The sequence below is a fragment of the Agrobacterium sp. MA01 genome, from assembly GCF_009650195.1.
Lineage (GTDB): Bacteria > Pseudomonadota > Alphaproteobacteria > Rhizobiales > Rhizobiaceae > Allorhizobium.
Genome location: NZ_CP045856.1, coordinates 135,982 through 151,736 on the forward strand (window position 1 = coordinate 135,982; position 15,755 = coordinate 151,736).

Annotated in this window: 12 protein-coding genes and 1 pseudogene; 11 read left to right on the plus strand and 2 right to left on the minus strand. The window is 58.5% G+C overall.

What is annotated here, in order from left to right:
* Nucleotides 1–56: 56 nt before the first annotated feature.
* From GH983_RS23305 to GH983_RS23355, 11 genes and pseudogenes are all read left to right on the plus strand, one after another.
* The gene (locus GH983_RS23305) at nt 57–1,775 is read left to right on the plus strand and encodes an IlvD/Edd family dehydratase (RefSeq protein ID WP_150127573.1); all 1,719 of its coding nucleotides are present in this window, start codon (nt 57–59) and stop codon (nt 1,773–1,775) included.
* Nucleotides 1,772–2,533, plus strand: a complete 762-nt coding sequence (locus GH983_RS23310) for an SDR family NAD(P)-dependent oxidoreductase (protein ID WP_069044139.1) — start codon at nt 1,772–1,774, stop codon at nt 2,531–2,533. The genes GH983_RS23305 and GH983_RS23310 overlap by 4 nt, the downstream gene beginning before the upstream one ends.
* Nucleotides 2,534–2,600: 67 nt before the next feature.
* Nucleotides 2,601–3,563, plus strand: coding sequence for a sugar-binding protein (locus GH983_RS23315; protein WP_069044140.1), 963 nt, complete (start codon nt 2,601–2,603; stop codon nt 3,561–3,563).
* 63 nt (nt 3,564–3,626) lie between these two features.
* Nucleotides 3,627–5,132 carry a sugar ABC transporter ATP-binding protein gene (locus GH983_RS23320; protein WP_069044141.1) on the plus strand — a complete coding sequence of 502 codons (1,506 nt, stop codon included), beginning with the start codon at nt 3,627–3,629 and terminating at the stop codon, nt 5,130–5,132.
* On the plus strand, nt 5,132–6,103 hold the full coding sequence (locus GH983_RS23325; protein ID WP_069044358.1) for an ABC transporter permease: 972 nt from the start codon (nt 5,132–5,134) through the stop codon (nt 6,101–6,103). The genes GH983_RS23320 and GH983_RS23325 overlap by 1 nt, the downstream gene beginning before the upstream one ends.
* The gene (locus GH983_RS23330) at nt 6,100–7,539 is read left to right on the plus strand and encodes an aldehyde dehydrogenase family protein (RefSeq protein WP_069044142.1); all 1,440 of its coding nucleotides are present in this window, start codon (nt 6,100–6,102) and stop codon (nt 7,537–7,539) included. The genes GH983_RS23325 and GH983_RS23330 overlap by 4 nt, the downstream gene beginning before the upstream one ends.
* 180 nt (nt 7,540–7,719) lie before the next feature.
* Nucleotides 7,720–8,166, plus strand: a pseudogene (locus tag GH983_RS23335) (transposase); the annotation flags it as partial.
* Between the two features lie 300 nt (nt 8,167–8,466).
* A complete protein-coding gene (locus GH983_RS23340) occupies nt 8,467–9,438 on the plus strand; it encodes an NAD(P)H-binding protein (RefSeq protein ID WP_083229798.1) in 972 nt (323 codons plus the stop codon).
* A 129-nt stretch (nt 9,439–9,567) separates the two neighbouring features.
* A complete protein-coding gene (locus tag GH983_RS23345; protein WP_371418524.1) occupies nt 9,568–10,497 on the plus strand; it encodes an alpha/beta fold hydrolase in 930 nt (309 codons plus the stop codon).
* A 483-nt stretch (nt 10,498–10,980) separates the two neighbouring features.
* Nucleotides 10,981–11,208, plus strand: coding sequence for a helix-turn-helix domain-containing protein (locus tag GH983_RS23350; protein WP_083229771.1), 228 nt, complete (start codon nt 10,981–10,983; stop codon nt 11,206–11,208).
* Nucleotides 11,205–12,467 (plus strand): type II toxin-antitoxin system HipA family toxin, encoded by a 1,263-nt coding sequence (locus GH983_RS23355; protein WP_069044144.1) that lies wholly within the window; start codon nt 11,205–11,207, stop codon nt 12,465–12,467. The genes GH983_RS23350 and GH983_RS23355 overlap by 4 nt, the downstream gene beginning before the upstream one ends.
* 208 nt (nt 12,468–12,675) lie before the next feature.
* On the opposite strand, the gene GH983_RS23360 is transcribed toward GH983_RS23355, so the two are convergent.
* Both GH983_RS23360 and GH983_RS23365 read right to left on the minus strand, forming a co-directional pair.
* A complete protein-coding gene (locus tag GH983_RS23360; protein WP_069044145.1) occupies nt 12,676–14,478 on the minus strand; it encodes an NAD(P)/FAD-dependent oxidoreductase in 1,803 nt (600 codons plus the stop codon).
* A 118-nt stretch (nt 14,479–14,596) separates the two neighbouring features.
* Entirely contained in the window at nt 14,597–15,670 is a 1,074-nt protein-coding gene (locus GH983_RS23365) for a 2,3-butanediol dehydrogenase (protein WP_069044146.1), read from the minus strand.
* Nucleotides 15,671–15,755: the final 85 nt, after the last annotated feature.

A 15,755-nucleotide genomic window follows, 5' to 3' on the forward strand; every position in this document is an offset into this window, starting at 1 on the left:
TTGACAATCTTGTTAGCAATCTTGTAGCTCTGTTATGGAGAATGGCGGAGGTTAACATGGCACACAAGACCGGGATGCAAAAAGCGCTGGCAAACTACGGCGACGCGGCATTCTCGGTGTTCCTGCGCAAGGCCTTCATCAAGGCTATGGGATATACCGATGATGCGCTTGAAAGACCCATCATCGGGATCATCAATACAGCTTCCGACTACAATGCCTGCCATCGTAATGTTCCGGACCTCATTGAGGCCGTGAGCCGAGGCGTATTGCTTTCTGGTGGTATTCCGATGAGCTTCCCGGTGATCTCCATCCATGAAAGCTTTGCATCGCCCACTAGTCTTTATCTTCGCAATCTGATGGCGATGGACGTAGAGGAAATGGTCAAGGCTCAGCCCATGGATGCCGTGGTTTTGATCGGTGGCTGCGACAAGACTGTACCTGCTCTCCTGATGGGCGCTGCCAGTGCCAACATACCTGCAATCTTATTGGTGACGGGGCCAATGCTTGCTGGCAACTGGCGCGGTGAGCGGGTCGGTGCATGTACAGACTGCCGCCGCTTCTGGGCAAGGTTTCGGGCAGGTGACCTCGATGAGGGCCAGATCGCCGAGGTGAACTCTGAACTGGCTCCAACCGTTGGCACCTGTGGTGTCATGGGCACTGCAAGCACCATGGCTATGGCAACCGAGGCGATGGGAATGATGTTACCAGGCGGCGCTGCCATTCCCGCCGTATTTGCAGAGCGCCGCCGCAGCGCTGAGCGCACCGGCGCACGCGCAGTGGCAATGGCCGCAGAAAACCTGACACCGGACAAGATCATTACACCGGCTGCCATCCGTAACGCATTGCGGGTTGTTCTGGCGTCAGGTGGATCAACAAACGCGCTTATACATCTGACGGCCATAGCTGGACGACGAGGCATCAGCGTCAGCCTGGACGAGTTTGATGCCATGGGGCGACAGACCCCAGTACTTATCGATCTGAAGCCAAGCGGACAACACTATATGGAAGACCTGCACGAGGCCGGTGGATTAGCACCACTCCTGCGGGAACTGGGTGACCTGATTGAGGGCAATTGCTTGACCGTCACCGGGCGCACGCTCGCAGACAATCTGGCGGACGCCCCACCGTCGTTTGCCCAGCATGTGGTTCGTCCGATCTCCGACCCTGTCTATAGTGGCGGTGCCATGGCGATCTTGCGGGGCAATCTGGCGCCAGGCGGAGCCGTCATCAAGCAGGCGGCGGCCTCGAATGCCTTAATGAACCATGTCGGGCCTGCTATGGTCTTCAGCGATCTGGCCGATCTGGCTGCACGCATCGACAGCGACGATCTCGATGTAACGGCGGATAGTGTTCTCGTCTTGCGAAATGCAGGTCCCAAGGGAGCACCGGGCATGCCCGAGGCAGGCTATCTGCCGATCCCCCGTAAGCTTGCACGCCAAGGCGTCAAGGACATGGTCCGCATCTCCGACGCGCGCATGAGCGGAACGGCGTTCGGGTCTATTGTTCTGCACATCACGCCTGAGGCCGCAGTCGGCGGACCACTTTCTTTGGTACAGACCGGTGACTTGATCCGGCTCGATGTGCCGGGACGGCGGATCGATATGCTGGTTGACGACGCTGAGCTGTCACGCCGCAAAGCAGCCTTGCCTTCCCCTGGACCAAGCGCCACACGGGGGTTCGAATGGTTGCACATGCATTCTGTGCTGCAGGCCGACAGGGGCTGTGACTTCAACTTTCTTACCTTTGAAGGAATTGATGAGGAGGCTGGTCGATGACCTATGCAATTTACCCCGATCTTGCAGGCCGAGCCGTTTTGATAACCGGGGGTGCCAGCGGTATCGGCGAAGGACTGGTCGAGGCCTTCGCATACCAGCAAGCCAAAGTTGGATTCATCGACATCGATGAGGCGCGGGGCAATGCCTTGGCCGATACTCTGACCAAAAAGGGTTTCCTCGTGAGGTTTGAAGCGGCCGATCTGACAAGTACGGCCGCGCTTCAGGCCGCAATCGGGCGCATCCGCACAGTGTTTGGCCAGATAACAGTGCTTTTGAACAACGCTGCCAACGATGAACGTCACCGGATCGAGGATTTAACAGACGCCTATTTCGAATCCAGGATCTCGGTGAACCTCAAGCATCAGGTCTTTGCAGCGCAGGCAGTATTGCCAGACATGATCGAGGCCGGAGGCGGATCCATCATCAATTTCGGATCGCATTCCTGGATCCTCGGGATGGGGGGGATGCCTCTTTACTCGGCCTGCAAGGCCGCAGTCCTCGGCTTAACTCGAGCAATGGCTCGTGATTATGGCCGCCACAGAATCAGGGTGAACCACTTCGCGCCCGGTTGGACGATGACCGAACGACAGCTGACGCATTGGCTCACTCCGGAAGCCGACGCAATGCGCGCCGAGCGCCAGTGCCTGCCGGAACGACTTTACCCAGCCGATATTGCGCGCGTCGCACTGTTCTTGGCTTCTGACCAATCTGCCGCGATCACTGCGCAAAGTGTGATCGCTGATGGCGGCTGGGCCTGACACCGAGCTTCAAAAACAAGAAGCGGGAAACCGCCACAAGTCATTCAACCCCGAGGAGGAGAACTCGATGACCACCAAACTGACCCGCCGTATGGCTCTCATTAGCTGTGCAGCAGCCATTGCACTGACCTCGCTTCCCGCTCTTTCGCAGGAGAAGCCGATCCTGGCCTTCGTGACGAATGCATCAGCCGATTTTTGGACAATTGCCCGCCGTGGCGCTGAAAAGGCGCAAACTGAGCTTCCCGACTATCAGGTCGAATTCGTCGTACCTGCCGAATCCACGCCGGCCGAACAGCGTCGTATCATTGATGACCTTCTGGCGCGGGGCGTGAAGGGCCTGGCGATCAGTCCGATCAACCCTGAAAACTCGACAGAGATTCTCAATAAGGTCGCTGCCGCTGGCGTGTTGTTCACGTCCGACAGCGACGCGCCGAATTCCAATCGTACGGTCTATATCGGGACCGATAATGTTGCCGCCGGAGTACAAGCGGGCGAGCTGATGAAGGAGGCCATGCCCGAGGGAGGAGATGCCATGCTCTTTGTCGGCACGATGGACAACGCAAACGCTCGCGAGCGGGTTGAGGGGATCCGCAAAGCACTTGAGGGCTCGAACATCAAGATCATCGATGTCAGGACGGACGAGATCGACTTTGTTAAGGCGCGTCGAAATGTCGAAGATACCCTGACGGCCTTTCCGGACATCGATATGCTGGTTGGGCTCTACAGCTACAACCCGCCACAGATTGTCGAAGCTGTGGCCGCCGCTGGGATGACAGGCAAGGTGAAGATTATTGGCTTTGACGAAGATGTTGTCACCCTGCGTGGCATCAAGGATGGTGCTGTCTACGGCACGATCGTGCAGCAACCCTTCGAGTTTGGCTACCAGTCGATTATCGGCATGGCCAAAGTGATTGGGGGCGACAGTTCCTGGATCCCCGAGAACAAGCTTTCGATCGTCCCCACCCGGGCTATCACCGGGTCTAACGTGCAGGAGTTCGAAGACAGCATGAAGGCGATGCTGGCGAACTGAGGCGCGTCGGGGCTGGCTACACCTCCCTGGGTCAGCCCCCATCTTCATCGAAAGAGCTTTCCCATGATCCCCGTTTTGTCGATGCAGGGTATTTCCAAGACCTATCCCGGCGTCACAGCCCTCAATGGCGTGTCTTTTTCCGTGTCGGCTGGCGAAGTGGTCGGCCTGATTGGCGAAAATGGTGCAGGCAAGTCGACATTGATGAAAATCCTGGGTGGAGTCCTGGCACCCAGTGCGGGGACCGTAACGATCGACGGCGTATCCTTCAGTCGCCTGACGGTCAGCCAGAGCCAAGCGGCCGGTATCGCGTTTGTTCACCAGGAGCTCAACCTGTTTGAGAATCTGGACGTCGCGGGAAACATTTTCGCAGGCCGTGAGCCTCGCAACCGTCTCGGTTTGCTTGACCGTGGGCGGATGAGATCAGAGGCCCGAGAGTTTTTGGCGCCGCTATCTGTATCCTATGGACCCGATACGCTCGTGGAGAGCCTGTCCATCGCTGAGCGCCAGATGCTTGAGATCGCGAAGGCTCTCTCGATGCAATCGAGGTTGATCATTATGGACGAACCAACCTCTAGCCTCTCCTTGACCGAGACGGAGCGTCTTTTGACGGTGGTGCGCGGTCTCCAGGCACGCGGCGTGGCCGTCATATTCATCACCCATCGTCTCTCTGAGGTGCGTAGTATCGCCGACCGGGTGGTCTGTCTGCGTGATGGGCAGGTGGCTGGGCATCTTGCCAAAGGCGAGATCACGCAGGACGCTATGGTGCGCCTGATGATTGGCCGCGAACTGCAGTCGCTTTACACGGCTCCGAAGGTGTCGACGTCAGAAGCGATCTTGACTGTGACAGATATGGTCATGGGATCTTTTCCCGCGCGCGAGCTGTCTCTGGAGCTGCGGGCGGGTGAGATACTCGGCCTGGCGGGCCTGGTCGGATCGGGACGGACAAGCCTTGCCAATACGCTTTTCGGCATCACCCCAGCCTTGTCCGGTCAGATAACTTTGGGTGGTACCCCTCTCAAAGTGACCTGTCCTGGAGACGCAATTCAAGCTGGCATCTTTCTCGCGCCGGAGGATCGCAAACGGTCCGGTGTCGTGCTTGATATGTCGATCCGCGAAAACATAAGCCTTTCAGACCTGCCTCGATTGTCGCGCTTCGGTTTGATCCGCCAAAAGGCGGAACTAGCGCTGGCTGAAAGCCAAAAATCTGCATTGAAGGTCAAGGCCCCTAGTGTGGATACCTTGGTAGTTACGCTCTCAGGCGGCAACCAACAAAAGGTGGTTCTCGCCAAATGGCTTGCTATGTCCCCGCGTGTCCTGATTTTCGACGAACCAACACGCGGCATCGACGTGGGTGCGAAAGCGGAAATCTACACATTGATGCGCAATCTCGCAGATCAAGGCACCGGTGTGTTGATGATCTCCAGCGACCTGGAAGAGGTCGTCGGCGTCTCTGACCGCATCGCTGTGATGTGCGAGGGGAGAATTTCTGGCCTCCTGAACCGTCCGGAGTTCAGCGAGGATGCGGTCATGCGATTAGCTGTCGGAATGCATGAAAGGCACGTGGCATGATTTCGAAGAAGGAACTGGCTCTGATCGTGCTGATCTTGGCAGTGGGAGCGGTGACGTATGCACTCAACCCGCGCTTCCTCTCGCCAGTCAACATCATCAATATGGCCAATCTAACCGGCCTTTTTGGTATATTTGCAATTGGGGTCGGCCTGGTCATCATCTCTGGTGGGATCGAGCTATCGGTCGGCTCTATGTTTGCACTGTTAGGCGTGGTCTTTCTGGATCTTTTCGCCAATGCCGGTCTGCCATGGACGGCCGCGTTGCTACTGGCTGTGGGCATGGGTCTTCTTTTGGGACTCATTCACGGTCTGCTGGTCACCAAGGTCGGCCTGCAGCCGTTTGTCGTGACGCTTTGCGGCTTGTTGATCTATCGGGGTATTGCCCGCTACTACACCTCAGATTCCACCATGGGCTTCGGTTATGGGACCGATGATGAAACTCTGCGTTGGTTGATGTCGGGACGAACACTAGAGGTCCCCCACACGTTCATCGCCTTTGTGATAATCGCTATCGTCATGGCTGTCGTGCTGCATGGCTCGGTCTTCGGTCGACATCTGTTCGCGACGGGAAAGAACGAAGAAGCGGCTCGCTATTCAGGCATCAACACCACCCGCGTGGTGGCGGCGACATACGTCATTTGCGGTGGGCTTGCAGGCCTCGCATCGGTGTTTATCGTCTTCTATACCAACTCAGTATCGCCATCATCTCACGGCAATTTTTACGAGCTCTATGCGATCGCTGCGGCGGTGCTGGGCGGCTGCTCTTTGCGGGGAGGTGAAGGCTCCATCCTTGGCATCGTGTTGGGCACGGTGTTGCTACAGATCCTGCAAAATCTGGTCAATCTGCTCGGCATACCGTCTTCGCTGAACTTTGCGGTTATGGGCTCGGTGATTTTGCTTGGCGTCCTGGCAGATCAGGAACTGACGAGGCGGCGAAAGCGAGTGCTGGCACAACGGGGAGCAAAACTATGATGGCACATCCGAATTATATCGGCGGCAACTGGGTAACCGGGGAGGCTGTTGAGAACATCAACCCATCCGATACGTGCGAGGTGGTTGGACTGTATGCCGGTGGGAGTGCCCTCGATGTGGCGTCGGCAGTCGACAGTGCCCGCACAGCTTTTGCGGCATGGTCTACTTCAGTCCCCCAGACCCGCGGTACCATTCTCGCCCGCGTCAGTGCTGAAATCGGCGCACGTTCCGAAGAGCTTTCCACGCTTTTGGCGCGCGAAGAGGGAAAAACCCTCGTGGATGCGCGCGGAGAGATTGGTCGGGCCGCCGACATTTTTGCGTTCTTCTCAGCTGAATGTGTAAGGTTGACTGGCGAAACGTTAGCCTCCACGCGCCCTGGCGTCGGAGTTGACGTCACGCGCGAACCCGTAGGTGTCATTGGTCTGATCACACCTTGGAACTTCCCAATGGCAATTCCGGCATGGAAAATCGCGCCGGCTCTGGCTTACGGAAATTGTGTCATCCTGAAGCCAGCCGAGATCGCAAGTGCCTGTGCATGGGAGCTTACCAAGATCCTTTCCGATTGTGGTCTTCCTGCAGGTGTATTCAACCTTGTTATGGGCAAAGGAAAAATTGTCGGCGAGGCGCTCGTCAATCACCCGGGCATCGACGCGATCTCATTCACCGGATCGGTTGACACCGGCCGATCTATTGCGCTCGCCTGCATCTCCAGCAATCCGATGAAGAAGATCCAGCTGGAAATGGGTGGTAAGAATCCACTGGTAGTTCTAGATGACGCTGATCTTGATCAGGCGGTGTCCGTTGCCTTGAACGGAGCCTTCTTTCAGACCGGGCAACGCTGTACGGCATCCTCGCGATTGATCGTAACTGAAGGTATTCACGACCAGTTTGTCGCTGCCTTGACCTCCGCAATGGCAAAGTTGCAGATTGGCCATGCCCTTGACCCAACCAGTCAGATTGGCCCGGTGGCAGACGCCCGGCAGCTCGAAACCGACCTGCGATACATTGCTCTTGGCCAGTCGGAAGGCGCGCGGCTTGCGTTTGGCGGAATGCTCTTGAACCGGCCGACCCCAGGTCATTATCTGCAACCAGCGCTGTTTACGGAGACGACGCCGGAGATGGCAATTGCACGCGAAGAGATTTTCGGACCAATCGCCTGCATCATCCGTGTGCGGGACTATGATCATGCTTTGGCGGTGGCCAATGATACGCCATTCGGTCTCTCTTCTGGCATTTGCACTACCAGTTTGAAACATGCCACCCATTATCGTCGCCACGCCCAGGCAGGGATGGTTATGGTAAACCTTCCAACAGCAGGAGTGGATTTCCATGTACCTTTTGGTGGTCGAAAGGCTTCAAGCTATGGCGCACGCGAGCAAGGTCGCTACGCACAAGAATTCTTTACCACCGTCAAGACTGCGTATTCGTTTGCTTGATTGAGCTTGCCTTCAGTCTGAGGTGAACCCCCAGTCTGTTGGGACTTTGAGGGATAGGTGTGAAGCCTATTGTCCTTGGTCGTGGATCGTGTCCCGGGAAGTGGTGTAGCTGGATTTCATAGCCATCGGTGATTTCCGGTGGGGTCAGGTTGCTTAGAGCCAACCTGAGGGACACCACCGATGACCGACGACATGATGAACCTGCGCTCACTCGTTGAGAAGAGCGCTGACGCCGATTTGCTGCGCGAGATGATCGGCTTTGCTGCCGAGAAGCTGATGGCGCTGGAGGTCGGTACCAAGACCGGCGCGGGCTATGGCGAGAAGAATGGCTTCCGTCTTGCCCAGCGCAACGGCTACCGCGATCGAGACTGGGAGACGCGTGCAGGAACAGTCGAGCTGCGCATTCCCAAGCTTCGCACAGGCAGCGACTTCCCGAGTTTCCTGGAGCCGCGCCGGGGGGCGGAGAAGGCTCTGACGGCGGTCATTCAGGAGGCTTACATCCAAGGCGTTTCGACCCGATCCGTCGATGATCTCGTCAAGGCCATGGGCATGAGCGGCATCTCCAAGAGCCAGGTATCGCGGCTCTGCGAGGAGATCGACGAGAAGGTGAAGGCCTTCCTCGACCGTCTCTTTCGCCCTTTACTCTCCCGGCTGGCCTCCGGGCTAGTCGGCGACGATCAGGCGTTTTGCTGCGCTTGAAAGTCAGCAAAGGCCGTTGAACAAGAGGTGCGGTTTCGCCGGGTCGTTGTTCGCTTTTGGATGACTGGCAATTGCTGCGTGGGCTTTCGTTAGAAACGCGACTAAAACAGGTGGCTGTAAACTGCACCTACTGCAGGCTCACGCGATGGGGGCAATGTGACTGGCACTCGCACTGGCACTTCGGTAATACCGGGCCGTTCCGGCCTGCAAGCGTCTAAGCGTGTTTGCCTGCTGGGCGCCACCGGCACGATCGGTCGCGCGACATCTGCGGCTCTCGTGCGGCAGGGATATGAGGTGGTCTGTTTTGTCCGGCCGCCCGCTGGTTCCAGTGGAGCGAGCGTGACAACGACACTCTCTCATGTGCTAGAGGGTGCATCCGTCCGGTTGGTCGATGTTTCCGATCCGGTATCACTGGATCGCGATGGATTTTCCGGCTCCAGGTTCGATAGTGTGATCTCGTGCATGGCCTCACGCACCGGGGCGCCCAAGGATGCCTGGGCCATAGATCACCGCGCGCAGCTGAACGTGCTGGAAGCGGCACAGCGTGCAGGCGTTGAACATTTCGTCCTTTTGTCTGCCATCTGCGTGCAGAAGCCGCTTCTCGCCTTTCAACAGGCCAAGCTGGCGTTTGAGGCAGCCCTGATGGCATCCGGTCTTCGCTATTCCATCGTGCGCCCGACCGCTTTCTTTAAATCCTTGTCCGGCCAGATCGAACGCGTCCGCAATGGTCGCCCCTTTCTGATCTTCGGAGACGGCACACTGACCTCCTGCAAGCCCATCAGCGATGGCGATCTGGGCGGTTATCTTGTCGACTGCCTGGAAGATGCACGCCTCTGGAACTGCATCTCGCCGATCGGCGGGCCGGGTGAGGCGATCACCCCACGCCAGCAAGGTGAGGCACTCTTTGAACTTCTCGGGCGCCAGCCGAAGTTCCAATCCGTTCCAGTCGCCTTGCTCGACGGCATTATCGCTGGCCTTTCAACCCTTGGTCTGGTCGCACCGTCGCTGCGCGAGAAGGCGGAACTGGCACGGATCGGCCGCTACTACGCAACCGAATCCATGCTTGTGCTCGATCCGCAGACAGGGCTGTACGATGCAGAAGCCACGCCTTCGACAGGGACCGAGACTTTGTTCGACTTCTACCGCTCGGTTGTGGCCGGCGGCGACCTGCCTGACAGAGGCGACCATGCCGTCTTTTAGACTGCTGTGAGGCCGGGACGATTTGCGGTCTGATTATGTAGGAGGCCATTGCCATGTCAGCGCCCGGTGGACGTTGGTTTGGTATAATCTGAAGGCATCACGGGGGAGGACATGGCCAGAAGAGGGAAGATGATGATGACGATCTTTGCCTGGCTGGCCGGGTTCATTGTCCTTGGGATCATCGCCATGGCGGTCTGGCTTTATGAGCCCGACAAACAGCGTGCCGCATTGGAGGAAATCTATGCAGGGGAATATCGCATTGTCGACGGGGCTCGTCTGCGACTGCGCGACACCGGCCCTACGGCCGCCCAGGCCATTGTCATGCTCCACGGTTTTGGCGCCAGCCTGGATACCTGGGAGGATTGGGCACAGGCCTTGTCGACACGGTACCGGGTTATTCGCTTCGACTTGCCGGGATTTGGGCTGACCGGTCCAGATCCGACGGGCGACTACACCGACGCTCGCAGCATGAAGATCCTGGGCGACCTGATGGACCAGCTGGATGTGGCCCGCGTCAGCCTGATCGGCAATTCCCTGGGTGGACGTATTGCCTGGCACTTTGCCGCCTTGCATCCGGATCGGGTTATCAATCTCGTCCTGGTCTCCCCCGATGGTTTCGCCAGTCCGGGCTTTGGCTATGACAAGCAATCAGAGACGCCGCTGATCATGCGTGCTTTGCCCTACACGGCACCGCGCAGCATGTTGAAGGCCAATCTGGCCGCCGCATATGGAAATCCGGACGTCCTGAGCGAGGCAAGCGTGACCCGCTACCACGACATGATGCTGGCACCTGGCGTGCGGCCAGCAATCCTCGCACGCATGAGCCAGGTAATCCTGCGCGAACCCGGTCCAACACTCGCCCGCATACAGGCCCCGACGCTGCTTCTATGGGGTGAGAAAGACAGCATGATCCCGACCAGCAATGCGGATGATTATCTGCAAGACCTGCCAAATGCCACGCTGGTGCGCCTGCCGGGCCTTGGCCATCTGCCCTTTGAGGAAGATCCGGTTCAATCACTTGTTCCCTTGGAGCGCTTCCTGTCAGGCGAGACGCCATAGAGCCTCCATTGAGGCTGCGTTGCAAAGTCTGGATGGCGTACGCTTACCAACCAAATCTTGCCGCCGTCTCAAGGATCCTTGGCGCCTGTGGTCGGCCGGCGAATGATTTAGCGCCCTTCATGAGCTGGCTCGAAACGCAGACAGACACGCCAAGTGGATGTTGGCCCTATCTTCCTGCCACCTTAGCTTGACCTCAGCATGCGCACTAGCAGACCGTCCTTGAGCCAGAACTGGTGATGGAGCGAAGCGGCGACATGCAGCGCTATGGGGACGATGAATGGCCTGCTGCCGGTTAGTGGTCAATGCACATATGCTCGACGACGGCGACCTTGAGCATTTAGAGTAGTCCTGCGGAGTTGTAGATTCATCCCGATCGGTTCTATTTCGGTCAGTTGGCGCTATTAATCCTAAAATCATCCCGATCGGTTCTTTTGACTTCCCTTCATACCATCTGATGATATCATCATCCCGATAGGGGTGATTATGGAAACGATCAAAGATACGAAAAGCCTCGGAATGCTGATCCGTGAGGAGCGCAAACAGCAGGGTTTAACCCAGGAGCAACTCGCCGGGGTGATTGGTGTGGGCGTACGGTTTGTGCGTGAACTCGAGGCTGGCAAAGAGAGCTGCCAGATTGGCCGTGCGATGCAAGTCTTGGCTGGTTTGGGCCTCGTTGTTTCGGTCGGGCGTCGCCAGGGCCCGCGATCATGACACGCGTCTTGGACGTCTATTTTCGCGACACCAAGGCGGGCGTACTCGGCCGGCTTGATGACGGCCTGCTGACTTTTGCCTATGACGGCGCGTATCTCCTGGACCAACGATCGCGTGCGATCTCGTTCTCGATGCCCCTGCAAGAAAAGCCATTTGGTGATCAGGTGGTGCGCCCGTTTTTCTCCGGCCTCTTGCCGGACGAAGGCGCACGGCAACGCCTAGCCGGCGCGCTCGGCCTTTCGGCAGGCAATGCTTTCGGGCTACTGGAAATTATCGGGGGTGAATGCGCAGGTGCCTTGTCACTCTATCCCCCCGGCACGGCGCCCGAACCTCCCGGCCAGTCCCAAGCCGAAATTCTCACTTCGGAACGTCTGGATGAAATTCTCAGCAGGTTGCGGACCCGCCCTTTGCTTGGTGGAGACGAGGGCATTCGCTTATCGCTCGCCGGCGCGCAGGATAAACTGGCGGTCATTGTCGATGGAGATTCCATTGCCTTGGCGAGAGATGGTCGACCAACGACCCATATCTTGAAACCGCTCATCCAGGCGTTGGAAGGCACGGTGGAGAACGAGTATTTTTGTATGCGGCTGGGTGCCCGCCTCAAGCTGCCGGTACCCCATGTCGAGATACGCCTAGACGGGGCGACTGCCTTTCTCCTGGTTGAACGTTATGATCGGACGAAGGCTGCAGACGGCATCATTGAGCGCCTACACCAGGAAGACTTTTGCCAGGCCCTTAGCGTACCGCCGGAGCTGAAGTATGAGGCCGAGGGCGGACCGGGAACAGAACGGGCTCTCGGGCTGATCGACCAGGTCTGCGCTAGACCTGCCGCGGATCGGTTACAGTTCATCCGCATGCTGATCTTCCACTATCTCGTCGGCAACGCCGATGCCCACGGCAAGAACTACGCCCTGCTTTACGGCTCCGATGAACCGGATCTGGCACCGATCTACGATGTCGTTTGCACGGCCGTTTATCCTCGCTTGTCAAAGAGGCTCGCCATGAAGATTGGCGGCCGCGATGTGCCCGACACGATCCAGATGAAGCATTGGACGACATTGGTGCCCGAAACCAAATCTTCTCAGCGCATCCTTGTTCGCGATCTTGCCCAAATGGCCGAAAGGATTTTGAGCGAGGCCGATGCCCTTGTTGCAGAACTGGCCGACGAGGGGATCAGGCACCCCATCCTGAGCGCAATTCGCAAGGTCATCTCTACTCGGGCTGGTTTGCTACAGAAAGCCGCGGAGCAGGTGTCTTAAGCAGTTAAGGGTCGCGGATATCCACCGCTTTGTCCTTGGACAAACGGGTCGGTGGTTCGAATCCTTTCAAGATCGAAGACGACTGGTATCGCACAGAACGCGGAGACAACTATCCCATTCGCCAAGAGCATCGCCGATTACGATTACGACGACGCCACTGGCGGGGAAATCCGGGGGCGCCGGCGGAACCGGCGCCCTTTGATCGGCATCACGACATATGGTGCGGCTCGCTGAGGCCGTAGACGGGGGTGTCGATCCCGGCCTGACGTGCCTTCAATTGCAGTGACAGGTATTGCGAGTAGTGGCGTGACTGGTGAAGGTTGCCGCCATGGAACCACAGCGCTTCCTGTCGCGTCGGCTTCCACATGTTGCGCTGTTCACCCTCCCAGGGACCGGGGTCCTTGGTCGTGTTCGAGCCGAGGCCCCAGCACTTGCCGACCTTGTCAGCCACTTCGCGCGAGATGAGATCGGCAGCCCAGCCGTTCATCGAGCCGTAGCCAGTCGCGTAAACGATGAGGTCCGCCGGAAGCTCCGTGCCGTCCTTCAGCACGACGGCATTCTCCGTCAGGTGCGAGACATCGACGCCCGACTTCAGCTTGATCGAGCCGTCGATGACGAGATCGCAGGCCCCGACATCGATGTAATAGCCCGACCCCCGGCGCAGGTATTTCATGAACAGGCCTGAATCGTCATCGCCGAAATCCAGCATGAAGCCAGCCTTTTCGAGCGCCCGATAGAACTCAGCATCCTGCTCGCGGATCCTGTTGTAGATCGGGATCTGGAACTCGTGCATGATCCGGTAGGGCAGGGACGCGAAGATCAGGTCCGCCTTTCGCGTCGTCATGCCGCTCTGGACTGCCCGTTCGGAGTAAAGATCGCCTAGTCCGATCTCCATCAGCGAGTCCGACTTGACGATATGGGTGGACGAGCGTTGCAGCATGGTGACGTCGGCGCCGGCTTCCCAAAGTGCCGCGCAGATGTCATGGGCGGAATTGTTGGAGCCAATCACAACGACTTGTCTGCCGGCATAGGCATCCGGTCCTGGATGCTGCGAGGAATGCTGCTGTTCGCCCTTGAAGATGTCCTGACCTTCGAATTTCGGAACATTGGCCTTGCCCGACATGCCGGTTGCCAGCACCAGCTGCTTAGGTTTGAGCACCACTTCCTTGCCGTCGCGCTCGACCACCACCGTCCATTCGCCTGTCGCCTCGTCATATTGCGCTGACTTCGCCGTGGTCGAGCCCCAATAGTTGAGCTCCATGACCCGGGTATACATTTCCAGCCAGTCGCCCACCTTGTCCTTCGGCGTGAAGACCGGCCAATTTTCCGGGAAAGGGATATATGGCAGGTGATCGTACCAGACCGGGTCGTGCAGGCAGAGTGACTTGTAGCGTTTGCGCCAGCTGTCTCCGGGTCGTTGGTTCTTCTCTATGATAATGGTCGGCACGCCGAGCTGGCGAAGACGCGCGCCGAGCGCAATGCCACCCTGGCCGCCGCCGATGATCACGACATAGGGCTGGATGGTGTAGCCGAGTTCGGCTGCCTCGGTGTCCTGCTTCTCCTTCCAGGTCCGGCGGTTGCGGTCATGGCCGTGCTCTGCCCCCATTGGGCGACGGAAACCCCGGGGCTCCTCGTGACCCTTGAGTTCCGTCATGGTGGTCAGAAGCGTCCAGATCAGGCCCTCCCTGAGGCGGATATGGCCATAGCCACGGGCAACGTCGGTTTCAAATTCGAACCAGCCCTCGGTGACGCCGCCGGCTTCGGACGCCGCCTCTTTGCTATCCTGGACAAAGTTGGAAGGTTTGGTTGTCGCAAGCTGGCTCGCCAGCATGTCGCGGATCTGCTTATGGCCTTCCAGCGTCTTCAGGTTCCAGGTGAAGGTCACCAGGTCGCGCCAGTAGCAGTCGGCCTGAAACAGGTTGACGGCGGTGTCGATGTCGCCGCTTGCAAGCACCCCCTCGAGTTTTGCAAGTGCCGTATCGATCTTGGTTGCGGGGCTGATATCAAGCATGTCTTCTCCTCCATGAATGCTTGGGTGTGGTCAGGAGAACGCCCGTGCGGGGCGTTCCGTCAAAGCGTCCAGGCCGCCGCCTTCTGGGCTCCTCTCCCTGAAGGCTTGGCCAAGGTGCTTATTTCGAAAGATCGATGAGGATCTTCAAATGGGTGCCGGCTGGGTCAAGGAGGGCGTCGAAGCCCTCCTTGACCGCCGAGCCGAGCGTGATGCGCTTGGTGACTATCTTGGTCGCCGGCAGCAGGCCGGAGGCGATCAGGCTGATGACGCGCGGCCAGTAGTGGGTCGGATAGGCCCAGGAGCCCTTCACCTCAAGATCCCGAAATGTGACCTGGAACCAGTCGATGGGGTTTTCGTGCGGATGCAGACCTGTCTGCACGACGACGCCCTGCTTGCGTACGGCATCGACGCAAGCCTTCAGCGCATGCTCGTTGCCCACGCATTCGATCGCGACGTCGCAACCGACCTGGCCCTCGGTCTGGGCGCGCACGACATCGCCGACCTTGTCGCGCTTCGGATTGATCGTGATGACGTCGGGCAGCACCTTCCTGGCAAGTTCGAGCCGTGAGTCGTTGAGATCGGAGACAAACAGCTTGGTCGCGCCGGCCGCGCGGGCGGCGAGCAGCGTCAGCATGCCGATCGGGCCGGCGCCGGTGACGAGAACGCTGTTGCCGGCGGTCACGCCGCCGCGGTCGCAGGCATAGACGGCAACGGCCGTCGGTTCGACGAGCGCGGCCTCCTCATCGGTCATCTCGTTCGGGATCTTCTGGACGTTGTATTCGTTGACAGTGGCAGCTTCGGCCATGCCGCCGCCGTCCCAGCTCAAGCCCACCAGTGCCAGCTGCGTGCTCAGGTGGAACAGGCCTCGGTCGGCGAAATAGTCGCCGGAGCGCGGCATGACGAGCGGCTGGATCGAGACGCGATCGCCAACGGCAACCGAGTTCACACCTTCCCCGACGGCTTCGACAACGCCGCCGAATTCATGGCCGAGCACCTGCGGGCCGTGGGCGCCGGTAAAAGGATGCGGCTTTGTTGGGATGAAGATCGGGCCATAGCTGTATTCGTGAAGATCGGTTCCGCAGATCCCGACGAAGCGGTTGCGAACGCGAACCTGACCTGGTCCCGGCATCTTCGGCTCGGGGATATCTTCGAGCCGCAAGTCCTTGGCGGCATAAAATCTCAGGGCACGCATGTTTCCTCCACAAGGCTGCTTTTGATATCCTCAAGGAGAGCAACCCCTGTGCCAGCTGTGCAGGTCGTCGAGATGACTGAAATTG